The sequence below is a fragment of the Pseudomonas alkylphenolica genome (assembly GCF_004025535.1).
Classification (GTDB): domain Bacteria; phylum Pseudomonadota; class Gammaproteobacteria; order Pseudomonadales; family Pseudomonadaceae; genus Aquipseudomonas; species Aquipseudomonas alkylphenolica_A.
On sequence record NZ_QJRG01000047.1, the window covers coordinates 775,389 to 790,335 of the forward strand.

The 14,947-nt window shown below is 57.0% G+C and carries 17 protein-coding genes; 14 read left to right on the plus strand and 3 right to left on the minus strand.

All coding sequences use genetic code 11. The features are described 5' to 3' along the window. The 7 genes from DM813_RS19090 to DM813_RS19120 all read left to right on the plus strand — a co-directional run bounded on the left by DM813_RS19090 (position 1) and on the right by DM813_RS19120 (position 7,131). Complete coding sequence (locus DM813_RS19090; protein WP_347233027.1) at positions 1-291, plus strand: hypothetical protein; 291 nt, start codon at positions 1-3, stop codon at positions 289-291. Further along, complete coding sequence (locus DM813_RS19095) at positions 288-2,999, plus strand: host specificity factor TipJ family phage tail protein (RefSeq protein WP_128324927.1); 2,712 nt, start codon at positions 288-290, stop codon at positions 2,997-2,999. Before DM813_RS19090 ends, DM813_RS19095 begins: the two co-directional genes overlap by 4 nt. 57 nt (positions 3,000-3,056) lie before the next feature. After that, the gene (locus DM813_RS19100) at positions 3,057-5,021 is read left to right on the plus strand and encodes a hypothetical protein (RefSeq protein ID WP_128324928.1); all 1,965 of its coding nucleotides are present in this window, start codon (positions 3,057-3,059) and stop codon (positions 5,019-5,021) included. Between the two features lie 47 nt (positions 5,022-5,068). Beyond that, positions 5,069-5,812 (plus strand): SGNH/GDSL hydrolase family protein, encoded by a 744-nt coding sequence (locus DM813_RS19105; protein ID WP_128324929.1) that lies wholly within the window; start codon positions 5,069-5,071, stop codon positions 5,810-5,812. A gap of 58 nt (positions 5,813-5,870) precedes the next feature. Next, entirely contained in the window at positions 5,871-6,494 is a 624-nt protein-coding gene (locus tag DM813_RS19110; protein WP_128324930.1) for a glycoside hydrolase family 19 protein, read from the plus strand. Positions 6,495-6,559: 65 nt separating this feature from the next. Beyond that, positions 6,560-6,874, plus strand: coding sequence for a hypothetical protein (locus DM813_RS19115; RefSeq protein WP_128325259.1), 315 nt, complete (start codon positions 6,560-6,562; stop codon positions 6,872-6,874). After that, entirely contained in the window at positions 6,871-7,131 is a 261-nt protein-coding gene (locus tag DM813_RS19120) for a hypothetical protein (protein ID WP_128324931.1), read from the plus strand. Before DM813_RS19115 ends, DM813_RS19120 begins: the two co-directional genes overlap by 4 nt. A gap of 37 nt (positions 7,132-7,168) precedes the next feature. Here DM813_RS19120 and DM813_RS19125 read toward each other — a convergent pair whose 3' ends face one another. Then, the gene (locus tag DM813_RS19125) at positions 7,169-7,492 is read right to left on the minus strand and encodes a hypothetical protein (protein WP_128324932.1); all 324 of its coding nucleotides are present in this window, start codon (positions 7,490-7,492) and stop codon (positions 7,169-7,171) included. Between the two features lie 464 nt (positions 7,493-7,956). On the opposite strand from DM813_RS19125, the gene DM813_RS19130 reads away from it, so the two are divergent. Next, a complete protein-coding gene (locus tag DM813_RS19130) occupies positions 7,957-8,382 on the plus strand; it encodes a LexA family protein (RefSeq protein WP_128324933.1) in 426 nt (141 codons plus the stop codon). After that, positions 8,375-9,649 carry a translesion error-prone DNA polymerase V subunit UmuC gene (umuC, locus tag DM813_RS19135; protein WP_128324934.1) on the plus strand — a complete coding sequence of 425 codons (1,275 nt, stop codon included), beginning with the start codon at positions 8,375-8,377 and terminating at the stop codon, positions 9,647-9,649. The genes DM813_RS19130 and umuC overlap by 8 nt, the downstream gene beginning before the upstream one ends. Positions 9,650-10,406: 757 nt before the next feature. On the opposite strand, the gene DM813_RS19140 is transcribed toward umuC, so the two are convergent. Next, entirely contained in the window at positions 10,407-11,210 is an 804-nt protein-coding gene (locus DM813_RS19140) for an HNH endonuclease (RefSeq protein WP_128324935.1), read from the minus strand. A gap of 505 nt (positions 11,211-11,715) precedes the next feature. Between DM813_RS19140 and DM813_RS19145 the strand changes: the two genes are divergently transcribed. Then, positions 11,716-11,943, plus strand: coding sequence for a hypothetical protein (locus tag DM813_RS19145; RefSeq protein WP_128324936.1), 228 nt, complete (start codon positions 11,716-11,718; stop codon positions 11,941-11,943). Between the two features lie 129 nt (positions 11,944-12,072). Continuing rightward, complete coding sequence (locus DM813_RS19150; RefSeq protein WP_128324937.1) at positions 12,073-12,366, plus strand: DUF3077 domain-containing protein; 294 nt, start codon at positions 12,073-12,075, stop codon at positions 12,364-12,366. A gap of 36 nt (positions 12,367-12,402) precedes the next feature. Here the strand turns inward: DM813_RS19150 and DM813_RS19155 are convergent, their stop codons facing one another. Next, positions 12,403-12,903: a hypothetical protein gene (locus DM813_RS19155; RefSeq protein WP_128324938.1), complete on the minus strand. Its 501-nt coding sequence runs from the start codon at positions 12,901-12,903 to the stop codon at positions 12,403-12,405. Positions 12,904-13,272: 369 nt separating this feature from the next. On the opposite strand from DM813_RS19155, the gene DM813_RS19160 reads away from it, so the two are divergent. From DM813_RS19160 to DM813_RS19170, 3 genes are all read left to right on the plus strand, one after another. Further along, positions 13,273-13,563 carry a hypothetical protein gene (locus DM813_RS19160; RefSeq protein ID WP_128324939.1) on the plus strand — a complete coding sequence of 97 codons (291 nt, stop codon included), beginning with the start codon at positions 13,273-13,275 and terminating at the stop codon, positions 13,561-13,563. Between the two features lie 89 nt (positions 13,564-13,652). Continuing rightward, positions 13,653-14,453 (plus strand): hypothetical protein, encoded by an 801-nt coding sequence (locus DM813_RS19165; protein WP_128324940.1) that lies wholly within the window; start codon positions 13,653-13,655, stop codon positions 14,451-14,453. A gap of 63 nt (positions 14,454-14,516) precedes the next feature. Then, complete coding sequence (locus DM813_RS19170; RefSeq protein ID WP_431311998.1) at positions 14,517-14,894, plus strand: hypothetical protein; 378 nt, start codon at positions 14,517-14,519, stop codon at positions 14,892-14,894. Positions 14,895-14,947: the final 53 nt, after the last annotated feature.

Genomic DNA, 14,947 nt, shown 5'->3' on the forward strand with positions numbered 1-14,947 from the left:
ATGGGCAAGCGCCTGCTGCCCAGCTGGGGGCATGTGCGCAACACAGAGCCGAAAGAGTTCACCCGGGCTTATCGATCTGAGGCCGAGCACATGGAGGTGTGCTCGCCTGAGCCTGGAGCCATCGCGGCCGTGATGCGCGGGCACATTTGCATTCACGTTGCGCTGGTCGTTGAAGTGGGTAACCGGCTCAAAGTCCTTGAAATCAACCCCACCCGTGGCGCCCGCTGCCTGCCTTTGCCGCAGTTCGAGCGTGACCACAACGCCGTCATTTATTACCGGGACCGAGAATGATTGAAGTCTTCCCCAACAAGCTTGCCCTGGGACCGGCTGAGACCTATCCGGTCACTGCCAGGCAGACGCTGCTGAACTGGTTTAGAGCTGACGGCCTGCCTGATGACGTTGAGCCGGCCGCTCTGCCTTTGAGCGTATTCGTGAATGGCGATCGCGCCTTGCCAACTCAGTGGGCCTCCATCGAGTTCGGCCCCGAGGACCGAGTCGAGATCTACCGCGAGCCGAAGGGGACAGACCCGTTTTCTATTACTTTGGCGCTGGTTTTCGGCGCCAAGGCAGTGCTCGGCGCGTTGATGCCGAAGATGCCGTCATTGAACAGCGGCGGAAACACCAAGCGGGGCAATGACCTCGGCCTGGCGACCGTCAAGGGCAACCAGGTCAAGCTTAACTCGGTGATTCGCGAAATTGCGGGTCGGCAACGTCCATACCCCGATTACGCTTTGCCCCCCAACCGCTACTTTGGCGATCCACGCTCGCAGTGGATTGAAATGCTGCTGGTTGTTGGTCGGGGCCGCTACGACATTTCGCTGAGCAACATTCTGATCGGCGACACCCCCGTGATCTCGCTGGGTGCCGATGCAGAGCTCGTTGTCTACCAGCCCGGTGATGACCTGTCATTCGAGACTGCCGCCAAGTGGTGGCACTCCGCACCTGAAGTCGGCGCCACCTCGACCGGGACCGCTGGTATCGAGCTGAAAGCCACTTACGCTGTGAATCCGGTACCTACGGCTCAGTCCTTTCAGTTTGCCGGTTACACCGTGACCGTGCCGACCGGGGCCGGGCAATTTCCAGTTGGCTGGGCTGCCGGCATGCTTGTTCGCATCGAGGCGCCATATCCGTATGACGTTATCGATGGCGGGGCAGGGCGCGACATCATCCGCGGCAATCTCGACCAGGTGGCGCCATATGTCGGCATGCCTATTGAAATTGTTGGCGCAAACGCTGGCAACTATACGGTCGCCAGCTACACGCCAGGCGTTGGCAGCGCTCCGGACCAGATGACGCTGGACTGGCAAGAAGGCGGACCGGCCACCGGGCTGCAGATTGGTACCGGGCTGCAGATGGGTATCGGCTTTCGTGGTCTGCGGTACCGAATCACAGCTGCAAGTACCGCGGCTATCAGCGTCGAGCGCATCAACGCTGCCGGTGCTTCTGACACAACGTGGCCAGGATTCGATGCTCTAATCACATCGGCTGCCGCTATTCGTCTTGACGGGTCGACACAGGAGGGCGATTGGTCCGGCCCATTCCCTGCGTGCCCACCAGGAACCACTACCAAGCGTATTGCGTGGGATATCTTCTTCCCGCAAGGCCTTGTGCATGTGGGCAGCAAAGGGGAGATGATCCCTTTTGAGGTGACTGTAGAGATGCAGTATCGCGACATCACGACAGCCGGGGGCTGGACATCGGAGACCAAGATTTACTCCGCTGCAACCCTGGATCAAATGGGCTTCACCAACTACACCACCATTCCCGAGGCGATCAGACCTGAAGTCCGGATCCGCCGCATCGGCGCAAAGTCGACCAGTACTCAGGATGCGAACACCGTGCAGTGGTATGGGCTCCGGTCAAACCTGGATGCCCCGCTCAAATACGAAGGTGTGACGATGATCGCCCTGCGAGTAAAGGGCGGGAACCGCATTGCCTCCCAGTCCGAAAGCCAGGTGTCGGTGATCGCCACCAGGAAGCTGAAGACCCGCAGGAATGGCGCCTGGACGGAGGAAGAACCGACCAGAGACATTTCGGCGTGGATCGGCTACATCGCCGAAAGCGTCGGCTACTCGATTCAGGATGGGAATTCCGACATTGACCTGGCCGAGCTTGACCGCCTGCAAGCCATCTGGACGGCACGGGGTGACTTTTACGACAGGACTATCGAATCTGTCAGCACGGTTAAAGCCTGCATGATCGAGGCGCTACAGGCGGGATTTTCAGAGCTGACCATCGATAGAGGGCTGATCCGCCCGGTTCGCGATGAGCCGCGCGGCCCGGATTTCGACCACATCTACAACCCCCAGGTAATGACCAAGCCGCTCAAACGAGAGGCCGAACATGTAACGGCCGACGACTTCGACGGCGTGGATGTTGAGTACCTGAGTGGCGGTACCTGGCAGATCGAAACAGTGGAGTGCCGTTTACCTGGTGACCTTGGGGTGCGCGCTGAAAAAATCAAAATCGAAGGCGTGTGTGATGAGCATAGGGCCTGGCGTATCGGCATGCGCCGTCGCCGCCAGCAGGTCTACCAGCGCAAGCGCTACACCTTCTCCACGGAACTGGACGCCCTTAACAGCAAGTATCTGGACTATGCGCTGCTTGGCGACTCAACCCCTGGCTACGGCCAGAGCGCAATGCTGAAAGGGTACGCCCCCCTCGGTGGTCAACACATGCTGGTGTCATCCGAGCGGCTGAACTGGTCAGCAGGGGGCGAGCACTGGGTGGCACTGCGCCGCCGCGATGGCAGCGCATCCGGGCCTTATGTGGCCACCCGGATTGACGACTATCGGCTGACGATTCCCGCGCTGGACTTCGCGCCGGTCCTGAACAGTGCCATGGATGCGCCTGTTCTCCAGTTTGGGCCGAAGGCTAAGTTCTGCTATCCGGCACTCATCAAGGAAGTGAACCCCAGTGGAACAGTGAGCTGCAATGTCACGGCCGTGAACTATGACGACCGCGTCTACCTGGACGACAACAACTTCCCGCCGGCCTGACCGGACTTAATCGAGCATGCCCGCCATTGAGCGGGCTTTTTTTTGCCCGGAGATTCTATGCGCTACAACACCGGCAACCCAGTTGAGCCCAACGGATCAGACGATCCACGCGACGCGTATGACAACTTTGCCAACATGGACTTGGGTGTAAACAGTAAAAACCCATCATGGATCGACAGGGAAGGAGAATTCAGGAAGACCTGGTGGGGAATGGAGCAACAGGTATCGAATTACCTGTTCGCGTCCGGCTACGAATCTGTGTATGTCACCTATGGCGCAGGAATGATTGTCCAGCGCCAAACCCAGCTGGTTCAACGAAACGGTGAACTGTACCGGGTCATCAATTCTGCGGACCTTCCACTGACTTTGACGGGGACGTGGGCAACTGATGCCCCGAAGCTCCAAGCGGTTGGCGACCAAGCTCTACGGCAACAGCTAGGGGAAGGTTTCCGGCAAAAGCTGGATGCGAGTTGGTACCAGCCCAACGACCTGGATATGAGCGGCGGCACTGACGAAAGTGCCAAAGTGACGGCATATCTCAACCTGTATAAGCGTGTGCGGCTGCCGGCTGGCACGATCAAGATGAACATTGTCGTGCCCAGTTGGTGTGCCCTTACCGGTGCTGGACGCACGCTGCTGAACCGCACATCCAAGGTGTGGCTGCCAGGTGGTACAACCGTCTTTGGAAGCATCTTCTTCACGGGGTCCCAGGGCTGTACGCTGAGTCGCATGAACGTTGACGGATACGTCAATGGCAATGCTGTCGGCGGTGTGAGCTCCACCACGCGCTTCATTCGCCTGGATGAAGTAAACACCCGGGCCAGCGACCACAACCAACTCTGGGAGCAGAACGGAACCACCACCACCGGCGATGCTGGCGGTGATATTCACGTCGAGAACTGCTACGCATACGACGGCCCCAATGGCTTTGTAACCAAGATGCTGCGCGCAACTTTCGTGAATTGCCTCGCCTTCGATACCACTGTGCAGGCTTTTGTGGCGGTCTCCGACAACATCAACGGCCCCACAACCTACAGCCGCGCGCAGCAATCCAGGTTCATCAACTGCGGCGGCGACGGCAACCATCAGGGCCTGACTGTTTATAGCCGTGATGCCTTCAGCACGAACAACGCCAACAACGTGAACGGCACCAAAGGCACCTACTGGGGCGGCAATGGCAAGTTCACCAACATCGGGAACTGCAACATCCACGTTGGGCACTACCGGCCGGTGAGCGGTTTCACCCCTCTGTTCAACGAAGAGGTTGTGATTGATGGTGGGGACTTCTCCGGATCTCCGCTATTCGGCATTCGCTTTGATGACGCTGCCCGACCACGGGTTCTAAGTGGTCACTTCGCAAACTGCCCGAATCACATCGTCTTCGGCGTGAACTGCGTAGATCCGTACGTCAGTGATGAGGTTTCGTACTTCGGTGCGGTCAACGGGATACTCCGCCCGCAGGCGATTGAAAGTAGCGGGGCCTCTGCGATCAACGTGGATGACATCCGAAAAATTCTGATTTTCAGGAACACAGTTTCAACTCAAGTTAACGTGTTGGTGAGTTCCGCTGCTCAGCGCGTACTCAAGGTCCTGATTGACGATGCTTTCACCACGCTCACTATCGATAGCAAGGTCTACACCGGTAGGGGTGTCTGCCTGGACCTCAGCTACAACGGGTCCGCATGGACAGTGGTCGGCGCGTCGTCGAAGGTTTCGCCTGGAGAGGTGACGCTGCCTTTCGCTACAACGATTTCCTTTACTTGGCCATCCGCAGCCGTCTATATCGCTGCTTCTGGGAATATTGCATCGATCTCGCCGAGCGGCTCTAACTTGCCGATTGGGCAGCGCCTGGCTGTTCGAATCCGAAATATCTCGGCTGTTGCTGTGACCATTGGCAGTTGGCCTGGGCTTATCTGGGGCGGGGTCGCGCCGGTAACCTCGTTGGCCGCGAGCCAGACGGTGGTGGTGGAGATCTATTTCGACGGCACGAATCACCTCGTCGTTGCCGGCAATCGGTTCTAACCCAAAGGGTGATCTTGTATCATGTCGCATCTAGGAAGGAGATTTAGATGCAAGTTTCGCGCTTACTCTTCGCGCTGATGTTTTTTGCCGCTTCAAGCTTTGCTGACCAGTCGCAACTCGACAAACATGCAGTCTGCCCGGCGTCATCCGAAAAGACCTACCGGGTCCTTTTCATTGGTGACAGCATCACCAGGCATGCGGTTAACGAGGCCACAATCAAAGAGCTCGGTTGGACACACGTTTCCGGTATGGGGGCGTCAAGCTCGAAAACCGATTACGCCAGCCTGCTCACCAAGTTGATCAGCCAGGACCGCAAGCAATGGGTTGTGAAGTGCTTCCACACCTATGGTGGTGGCGGATCGGTCCCTGACCGTATTTCTGGACTGCCAATGGTTGCGGATACAAACCCCAATCTTGTGGTGATTCAGCTCGGCGAGCACGACAACGCTACTATTGATCCTCTGACATTCCACCGGCAGTACGCGACTCTCATCCGGTCTGTGCGGGCCATGAAGAGCAAGCCAAAGGTCATTGCTGTTGGCCCGTGGTCTCTCGCCGGCTTGAATGACAAGGGTGAATATGCCGACGAATCGGCGGATGTCGATCGGGTCATGTACAACGTGGCGATTGAAGAAAGTCTGCAGTATCTGTCGGTCAAGGATTTCGCTTCGCTGCCCGAGGCGAGCGGCTGGGGCAAGTCGGAAGGGGTCAAATGGCACCCCAATGACGTAGGTCATCGACTGTACGCGGAACGCCTTTTCAGGCTGTACAAGGCAGTCGAAAAGCAGTAATTCGAACTTATTAAATCTACCCGCCTTTTGGCGGGTATTTTTTTGCCTGGAGAATCACATGCCACCTTTGATCGAGCAGCAGTTGCTGCAGATCCTCCCCAATGCCCGCCCTGTTGCGGGTATTTTTTTGCCTGCGCTGAACCGGGCCATGGCGCGCTACAAAATCGACAGCCCGGTGCGCGTGGCTGCTTTCCTGGCACAGGTCGGTCACGAGTCCGGCCAGCTGCGCAACCTGGTGGAGAACCTGAACTACAGTGCCGATGCGTTGGTTCGCACCTGGCCCAGCCGGTTCACCGCAGAGTCGGCGGCCGCCTGCGCTCGGCAGCCGGAGAAGATCGCCAGCATCGTCTACAGCGGGCGCATGGGAAACACTCGCCCTGGTGATGGCTGGCGATTCCGTGGGCGCGGCGTGCTGCAGGTCACCGGCCGGGCAAACTATGCCGCCGCCGGCGCGGGCCTGGACCTGCCGCTGGAAGACCAGCCGCAGCTGCTCGAGCAGCCTGAGCATGCTGCGATGTCGGCCGCCTGGTGGTGGGCGAAGCACGGCCTAAGCGAACTGGCTGATGCTGGTCGCTTCCAGGACATCGGCAGCGTGATCAACACCGGCAAGCCCGGCCGGGTGCCGCACGGTGCGGCTGAGCGCAAAGCGCTGTACGACCGTGCGCTGAAGGTGCTGGCGTGATCCCGGTGTCTGCCGGTGGCGGCCGGGCGCTGGTGTATCTGCTCGCGGCTCTGCTGCTTATCGGGATGGGAGCGGCCCTCGGCGTATGGCAGGCGGAGAAGCACTACCGGCCGAAACTCGACGACGCCAATGCTCAACTGGCCAGCTGCAAGGGCGCCCGGGGCAACCTCGAGTCACTCGCCACTGAGCAAGGCCTCAAACTCGGTGAACTGGTACTGGCCGGAAACGAGCGCCAGGCCAGGGCAGAGCAGGCGCTGAAGGAAGCCGCTGCCCGTGCACAGGATGACTTCGCCGCGGCAAATCGCCTGCAGCAGGAGAGAACCGGCGGCGACCAGTGCGCCGCAGCCACCGCGATCATTGATCAGGAGCTTGGCCTATGAGGCGCGTGCTTTTAATAGCTGTCCTGGTGCTCGCCGGGTGTGCCGGCCAGGTTGAGCCCGAGACCCGCACTGTACGTGTCGAGGTGCCAGTGCAGGTGCCGTGCCGGGCGCCGGATGTCGAGGTTCCTCCGTGGGCCGCCGTCGGATTGCAGAAGGGCGACAGCCTAGAGGTGAAGGTGCGAGTGTTGCTGGCTGAGCGTCGACAGCGGATCGGCTACGAGAAACAGCTCATTGCTGCTAATGTGGCGTGTCAGTGATGAAGCCTCTTGGCCCATCACTGTCTGTATCCAAGTGTTATGAGACAGCTTTGACTGTGGCTGTGCTCAAGGCAATGATGGCTGCAGCTTGCGCTTCAGAGCTCAGTCGCAGGGCTGCGGCTGGGTCAGCTTCTACTAAAGCCTTAAGCCAATTTCTCAGCTCTTCTTCCTCGAAGGTGAAGTCCACGAGGAATGCTCCGTTGAGAGAAAGCTTTTCAACTTTTCCGCTTGCGCTCATGGGGCCGTGCCATTCCACAACCCCTTTTTGTTCATGATACAGCCCGCCCTTTCTTACTACTTTTGCGACGTCATGCTGATGCACGGTTACTTCTCGATTCCATCCCCGAAACTGCAGCTTCATTTCCGCTCCTCATACAACAGTTTTGATGGCTGTATGCTACTACGTTGTCCATGCAGCATCCACTTCGACATCATTTGAAAAAGCACGAGACAGTAGTCAACGATTACGCTCGGCTGGCCTCGGCGACGTAGCGCACGGGCGATGATCGGTACCGCAGGATCTTTGTCCCAGCGCCGCCGCCGCCCCCCCCTGCGTACAAAGTCGGAATGAAGCACATTATTCTCCAGGCGTAGCAAAGTTAACCGGGTCGGCAGTGCTACGTTGTAACGCTCTAGCGTCGGGGCGCCGACGCTATTTGCCTGTGGATAGGGCATGGGCGTCTACAAAGTCGTGGGTGGCGTGTACTGCCTTTAAATTCCACGCATTTGTCCTGCCCACCTGTCAGAAATTTCTCACCAACAAATTGACCGCAAGGCTTTCAGAATATTAACTGTACATTCGTACAGTATAGGAAGTCGTGCGTCATGAGCTATTCCATCATCGGTCCCGTGGCAGAGGGCGGCCTGAAGGTACCCTTGTGCTTGTTCCATGTGCCGGCGGGGTTTCCCTCACCGGCAGCGGACCACATTGAGGCCCACATATCGCTGGATGAGGTCCTGAACATCCGGGCTCCGCACGTCTACCTGGTGTCTATCACCGGCGAGAGCATGCAGGGCGCCGGCATTTTTGAGGGTGATCTGGCGATTGTCGATCGCTCAATTGAGCCCGCACACGGCCACATTGTGGTGGCATTGCTGAATAACGACCCTGTGTGCAAGCGGCTTTGCATTCGCGGCAAAGACGTCATCCTGTTGTCGGAGAACCCGAAGTATCCACCCAGATACGTGCTTGAAGGGGATGAGCTTTCCATTTGGGGAGTAATCACCGGCAGCGTGCGCAGCCATGTCTAAGCCGCCAGTCTTCGCGCTGATCGACTGCAACTCGTTCTATGCCTCCTGCGAGCGGGTGTTCCGGCCCGACCTGGCCAAGGTCCCGATCGTGGTCCTGTCGAACAATGATGGCTGTGTCATCGCCAGGAGCTACGACGCGAAGCCGTTCGTGAAAATGGGCGAGCCGTATTTCCAGATCAAGCAGAAGCTGAACCAGCACGGCATCGTCGCGTTCTCGTCCAACTATGCACTGTATGGAGACATGAGCGAGCGGGTCATGAGTCTGATCGAGTCGCTGGTCCCAGGCGTTGAGGTCTACAGCATCGACGAAGCCTTCGCTGATCTGACCGGCATAGACGGATTAGACGAGCTGGGGCGCCGGATTCGTAGCCAGGTGCTGCGCTGCACGGGCATCCCAGTTGGTGTGGGCATTGCAGGGACCAAGACCCTGGCCAAGCTGGCGAACCATACTGCCAAGCGGCTGCAGGCGCAGACCGGCGGGGTGGTCAACATCTGCGATCCTTTCAAGCGCGACTGGGTACTGCGCAACACGGCGGTGTCGGAAGTCTGGGGCGTCGGTCGGCGGATGAGCGCGCACTTTGAAGGCATGGGCATCAAAACGGCAATGGACCTGGCCAAGACTGATCCCTGGACGCTGCGGAAGAAGTTCAGCGTTGTGGTCGAGAAGACCGCCCGGGAGCTGGCCGGCACACCTTGTCTTGAGCTGGATGAGCCGAACCCGCCGAAGCAGGAGATTTGCTGCAGCCGCATGTTCGGCAAGCGCCTCCAGGAGCTGCCCCCGATAAAGGAAGCGGTGGCCACCTACATGATGCGTGCATCGGAGAAGCTGCGGGCCCAGGGCTCGGTGTGCAAGAAGCTGCGGGTAAGTATCCGTACGGGCATGTTCAACCCGGACGAAGCCAAGTATGCCAACGGAGTGATTGTTGACCTGCCGTACCCGACCGATGATGTGCGGCTGCTGACGAAGGCCGCGGTCGATGCGCTCGACCGGGTGTTTCGGCCGGGCTTCAACTACAGCAAGGCCGAGGTGCTGCTGCTCAACCTTTGCCAGCGCGGCGAATACACCGACGACCTGTTTGCCGCAGCGCAGCCTGCCGAGGCTACGAGGGTGATGGCAGTGCTGGACCAGATCAACGAACGATGGGGCAGGGGAACGCTGCGGGCTGCGAGCGTGCCGGTGAACCCCGATTGGGGGATGCGTCGCGAGATGATGAGCCAGAGCTTCACCACCAGGCTCGATCAGTTGTGGAAGGTGTCGTGCAATTGAATGACCGGCTTGCAGAACGCCGCAGATGGTTCCGGGCGGAGGAGGGTGCAGTGGGGTGCTATATAAAGGAAGGGAATCGGTCGGCAGAACGCCGGAGGCAGGAAGCGCAGGGATCGTTTCTGCGGCTCAGGGATTTTTGCGGGGATCTGTAATTCTCGGTCCGGCTTCGTTGGGCATCGTTGCAGCGAGCGCCCTGTTGAATGGCTCGAAAAACCTGTGTGTCCTGCGGCCCTGCTTGCATGGGGTGCAAGGGGTCGAGTGTTCGAATCACTCCGTCCCGACCATTATTTAGAACGACTAAGCCACCTTCGGGTGGCTTTGTTGTTTCTGGGTTTGGGGGATTTTTCGGGATGTCTTCCGATATCCGTCCTCAATACCGCCTCGCGCGAGTCCTTAGTAGTAAGCATGTGCTGCAATCGGCTTGTCTGGCTCAGCGCCGGAATAGTGGCTGAGGATGCTGCCGTTCTTGTGACCAAGCACAGGGTGTGGGTTTTTCTCCAGCCAGAGATTCGCTATGACGAGCCTTTATGAACGGCTTAGGCGTGTGCTTATCAATGTGCGTCGATGTGCCGGGGGGATTTGAACCGCCGTCTTACATTTGTTCAATATTGGTTTCCCTAAGGTTCCTGTCGCTGCTATTGCGGGCGATATCGTACGCCAATGTGGGTGGACATTCTCCACCAGCTGTAAACCCGGTCAAATATGTGTTCAAAGCACATACATGCAGGCCACAAGTCAAAATCTGTTCCGCAGGTAACTAAGGTTCGATTACCCACCGACCACGCAACATTCCTTTCAACTCATCAACGCTTAGGGTCATATCCCGCTTGCGATGGACCATTCCGTGACAGTTGGCGCACAACGTCACAAGGTCAGTCTCTGGATTCACGGTTTTCTCTTCCCCAAGGTCCGAAATCGGTACCACATGGTGAACGTGAATGAAGCCTTTCGCGTGAGCGCCGTAAGCCTCTTCAAAATTAAACCCACATGCCTTGCAGTCAAGCCCGTGGATAGCGATGGCCTTCACCCTTAAATCTTTCCGGCGTTCGTAACGGGTACCAAAGTAGCTTGTCTTGCTGCCCTCATTGGCTGACTCAAAGATCCATGGATCGTCTTCGGTCTTCGGCACAACCGCGTCAGCTTGCGAAGGCAGGAGTTTTGCGTGGCTTAGGATTACATCGTAATCGTTCTGAGAGATGGGCCGAACCCCGTCGCGCCAATAGTTACTCACTCGGGTGGCCGGGATAGTCTCCAGATAGGCTCCGTCAATTTTCAACGGAACAGCACTTTCAAACGGAATGAAATTCTCGATCAGTGCAAAAAAGTGCCCCTTATCACTCCTGCTGTCCGCGTAGACCTTGCCGATGCGCGCCATGCCAAAATAATGTGGCTTGTCGCTAAGACGGGCGGAAGCAAAGGCTTTGTCCTTAATCCGGCCGTTGTAGTAGATCACTTCGGTTCCCTGAGTGAGCCAGGTTTGGTAACGCTTGGGGAAATGGTAGACAGCACCTGTTTCGTCCTCCCACTGCGATGTGTCGTTTTCAACGATGACGACGGGCATTTCATTTCCTCTCGAATGGTGGCAAAAAGCCTACCAAAAATGAGGAAAATTCCTACTGGATATTGATGCGTGCCCATCAATGCTGAATGTCAGCTTCGCTCCTAACTCATAGATATCGGGCTGGAGGTTGGCTACCGGTATTCGCGCGCAGTATTACTTTTTAGTCCTAGTCATCGATGGATTTGCAACTCGAGACAGACAGAATCATCAGAATTTCCCGATACCCTGTAGTCCATTTCCGAATCATAATCCCGCGGCTTTCAAGCCATTGCGGTGCTTCCGATAGCGCTCTAGTCTCCCCCAGTCGTTGCTAATGCAGCGACCGGTTGTGACAGGCCGAATTCAAAGCTAACTCCGCATGTGCTCGCGTTATGGCGGCTGTACATGGGGCACCTTCGTGTGCGCCGGGTTTCCTTTGCTTTCTCGGTCTGTCAACCCATGTATGGCCGCCACCTTTTGTTTGACAGCAGGTGTGTGGTGGCTCCCTAAAGCAAAGGAGCTCGCTATGTTAAAAATCGTCCCAGACCCACCGCACAACCCCAACCAATCCCTCGAAGACATCCTCATCCAGATCTCCGAATACCTGGTCTGCGCCATGACCGTGGCACAGCAGACCGTGCTGCTTCATTCCTCCTCCTCAGGCCAGGTGCTGACCATGTCGACGATGCATGAAATCGACAATGCGCGGGCGTTGGTGGAGGTGGCGTTGAGTAAGGTGCAGGCGTTGCACTGATTCGGTGGAAAGTTATGGCGGGTTGTTCGTGAGTAAGCGTTCGGCGATGGCTGTGTGCTCGATCGCGGATGAATCCGCTCCTACAGGATTGGAGGCGGCCGTAGTTGTTGTGGTGGCCGGGAGGTTGGGATGGGTGAGGATTTTCGGTTGGGTGGTGTTTCAGGGTTTAAGACGTCTGGCGTCGGCACCTTCGGTGAAGGCGAGGGCGGGGCGGGTGCGGTGCGGTTGTTTCGGGTTGAGGCCGGGCACAGTGCGGGTTATGCGCTGGAGCAGGCGTCAGTGCTGATGGGCTGTGCGCACAAGTTGACCCTGCAAGCCGGCATCGAGCAGGACGGTACGTCCGCTTGGGCCGCACACTACCTGGTTGGGATGGCCAAGGCGCTGATAGAAGATCTGGCGTTTGGCATGCCTGCTTCGCCGTAAGGTCAGTACGGCAACCGGCCCGGTGCAGGGCCGGTTTTAACGCTTGTTTGACGGCTGCCCGGTTTTTGGAGCATTTGATCCATTAACCTGTTTGTGTTTGATGAACGCTTTTTCCAATAGATAGTAAGTAGGTATGATCAATAGCAGATAGATCGGTGAGCCGGTGCCTTCAGATGAAACGCCAAGTACGGCGCTTACGATTCTTAATAAGAGAATTGAGCAGAAAAATATACCGAACTCTGCTCGTAACGAGACTTTGTTCTTTCTGGGAGGGACCTCGTCATAGAATGTATTTCCAGAAAGCTTCGAGACAAATACAAAAAAGAAGTACAGGGCGGCGTACGCAAAGAACATGCTCGGCCTGTTGCGGTCTGTGGTCTCCATGTGATGAGTCCACGAAAGGACGCAGGCTATGAGTATTGTGCCGCTGAAGTCCTCGATAAAATGCACTAGTTGGGGAAGCTTCTTTCCTGCCCAACTGATGCAGAAATGTATCATCGCTGATACAACCAGAATTCCGAAAACGGCGCCGATCATGCTTTATTTCCTGGCTATTCGATAAGGCTGCATGCTTTATCGGCTAGTACCGCAATGGCTTTAGAATCAATCTGATCATTTTTTCTTTGCATCTGGATCACCCATCAGCCCCACGCTGCAGTGCTGTGGGATCCTGGGGATCAACCTCGGCCTGTTTGCGTACACGCTGGCCATCGTGCTGGTCTGTATCGCTGTTGCCCTTGATTGGTGCAATCAACCTGCACCCGCAGGGTCCTGATCATCAATAGGCCCGGCTGTAGCGCCCAATTTTCATATGCAGATTTCGAAGTGGTTCAAAGAACCGGAGGAGCGGTGTGGCCGTTCCCCCGGCCGTGTGCCTTACTCAATGCAAATAAGAGGAGGCCGATAATGAGAATCAGAGGCAGAATGTACTGTGATTGGGATGATCCGGAGCTCGATTACATCACCCATGAAGAAACGGCTGACGGCGGCAGCATGATCGAAGTTAAAGCTCGACGCTCCTCTGCGGGTGTCACTCAGCTGTTCATTGGTGTGTATTCACCCGATGGCGTCGGCGTCTTTGAAATTGCCTATGACACACGGCCTGAAACCGTAACCCAGGCGCTGGCATGGGGCGTTGCCCAGGCCCGAAGGTTCGTGTCGATGGAGGCAACGCTGCAGCCGCACATGCGCGCCTAGGCAGTAACGCAGAGGCACTCCCGGCCTGGCGCCAGAAAAACTGACTATGATCAGACGAAGGGTCCACGCCTTTCATGTGAGTGATGAGAATGGTCAAAAAAGCCTTCGGTCTGCTGCTCGCTACTGCAATCCCGCTGCTAAGTACAAACGCCTTCTCGGCGGTTTACTGTGGCGTAGTCAATGGCATTCAGGTGTGGGACGAGCTGGTGCCCAGTGACTGCACCAAAGCACTACGGCAGATGCAGTTGTCGAAGGAACATATTCAAAGCGCACAAACAGGCCAGCGTATCGAGCGCACTTACGGCGCCCCTTCCAGTATGGCGATCGAAAGCGCAATAACCTCTGCAGGCGACTATATGCAGCAACGGGCCGACGAGCAGGCAGATGCAGAACGTGCTGCCCGCGAGAAAATGTACGCCGAGGAGGATGAGCAAAAACGCATACTGATCGCCAAATTATCCAACCATATTCTGGCGGACTACCCTACAGAGCGCATCAAAAACGCCGACTGCAAAAGCACAGCGCCAGGGTTCGGTGTGCTGGATATGCCGAAGTTCGACTCGGTAAAGCTGAAAAAGGCGTTTGACAAGGTCTACGGCATGACTTTGCCCCAGCTCTATGCTGAAGTGGATAAGGTCGGCAAGAAAAACTTTTTGCTGGAAATGAACACGATGCTGGCGCAGGCGCAAAGCAGTGCCTATGACGCGTTCAAAGAGGCGGTCGCCATCAGCAGTGAGGTCAGGGTCAAATATATTCAGGAAGGTGATCAGTCGCCGATAGATTGCGACGCCGGTATGAATAATGCCAATACCTGTAAATATATTATCAACCGCTACGGCGCGGACTACATGACAACGGTTATCGCCTTGACTGAAAAGTGCATCAAGTAGCGTTTGCCAAGCGCTGGGTTGCCTGCTTTGGTTGAATAGTGCGCGTTGGTGATGATTGCTAACATCAGCTCAGTCCACATCGGTCAATTCTCTATGCCTAACTACCGGATTCTGCTCTGTTCTACCTTGGCCGCAGCCCTCGCCGCGTGCGCCACACCTGGCAACCCCACCGGCAGCAAGGAAACGGCCAAAACCCCTGAGGAGTACGCCGCGTGCGTGCTGCCGAGGTGGCAGGCCATCGCCCCGCAAACCACGCAAAAATCCATCAGCAAGGGCTACCGGATCATTGCGCCCAGCGCCGTGGCGTCTGATGAGGTGCTGGAGGTGGTTGAGTACAAAGAGGGCAGCCGCGCGACGTTTTACAAAGGCAGCTTTCTGTCCGGCGACAAGCTTCGCCAGGTGGCGAGGGATTGTTTGGGTGACGTGAGCGAATCTAAATGAAAACACCCGCACTTGGCGGGTGTTTTTGCAGATGGGGCCAAGTCCCTTTGGCT

Excerpts from the sequence above, each read along its gene's own strand:
- DM813_RS19125 (WP_128324932.1), bottom strand. The coding sequence starts at position 7,492 with ATGAAGCTGCAGTTTCGGGGATGGAATCGAGAAGTAACCGTGCATCAG.
- DM813_RS19120 (WP_128324931.1), top strand. The coding sequence starts at position 6,871 with ATGAGGCGCGTGCTTTTAATAGCTGTCCTGGTGCTCGCCGGGTGTGCC.
- DM813_RS19090 (WP_347233027.1), top strand. The coding sequence starts at position 1 with ATGGGCAAGCGCCTGCTGCCCAGCTGGGGGCATGTGCGCAACACAGAG.
- DM813_RS19145 (WP_128324936.1), top strand. The coding sequence starts at position 11,716 with ATGTTAAAAATCGTCCCAGACCCACCGCACAACCCCAACCAATCCCTC.
- DM813_RS19105 (WP_128324929.1), top strand. The coding sequence starts at position 5,069 with ATGCAAGTTTCGCGCTTACTCTTCGCGCTGATGTTTTTTGCCGCTTCA.
- umuC (WP_128324934.1), top strand. The coding sequence starts at position 8,375 with ATGTCTAAGCCGCCAGTCTTCGCGCTGATCGACTGCAACTCGTTCTAT.
- DM813_RS19130 (WP_128324933.1), top strand. The coding sequence starts at position 7,957 with ATGAGCTATTCCATCATCGGTCCCGTGGCAGAGGGCGGCCTGAAGGTA.
- DM813_RS19100 (WP_128324928.1), top strand. The coding sequence starts at position 3,057 with ATGCGCTACAACACCGGCAACCCAGTTGAGCCCAACGGATCAGACGAT.
- DM813_RS19150 (WP_128324937.1), top strand. The coding sequence starts at position 12,073 with ATGGGTGAGGATTTTCGGTTGGGTGGTGTTTCAGGGTTTAAGACGTCT.
- DM813_RS19095 (WP_128324927.1), top strand. The coding sequence starts at position 288 with ATGATTGAAGTCTTCCCCAACAAGCTTGCCCTGGGACCGGCTGAGACC.
- DM813_RS19115 (WP_128325259.1), top strand. The coding sequence starts at position 6,560 with ATGGGAGCGGCCCTCGGCGTATGGCAGGCGGAGAAGCACTACCGGCCG.
- DM813_RS19155 (WP_128324938.1), bottom strand. The coding sequence starts at position 12,903 with ATGATCGGCGCCGTTTTCGGAATTCTGGTTGTATCAGCGATGATACAT.
- DM813_RS19110 (WP_128324930.1), top strand. The coding sequence starts at position 5,871 with ATGCCACCTTTGATCGAGCAGCAGTTGCTGCAGATCCTCCCCAATGCC.
- DM813_RS19160 (WP_128324939.1), top strand. The coding sequence starts at position 13,273 with ATGAGAATCAGAGGCAGAATGTACTGTGATTGGGATGATCCGGAGCTC.
- DM813_RS19165 (WP_128324940.1), top strand. The coding sequence starts at position 13,653 with ATGGTCAAAAAAGCCTTCGGTCTGCTGCTCGCTACTGCAATCCCGCTG.
- DM813_RS19140 (WP_128324935.1), bottom strand. The coding sequence starts at position 11,210 with ATGCCCGTCGTCATCGTTGAAAACGACACATCGCAGTGGGAGGACGAA.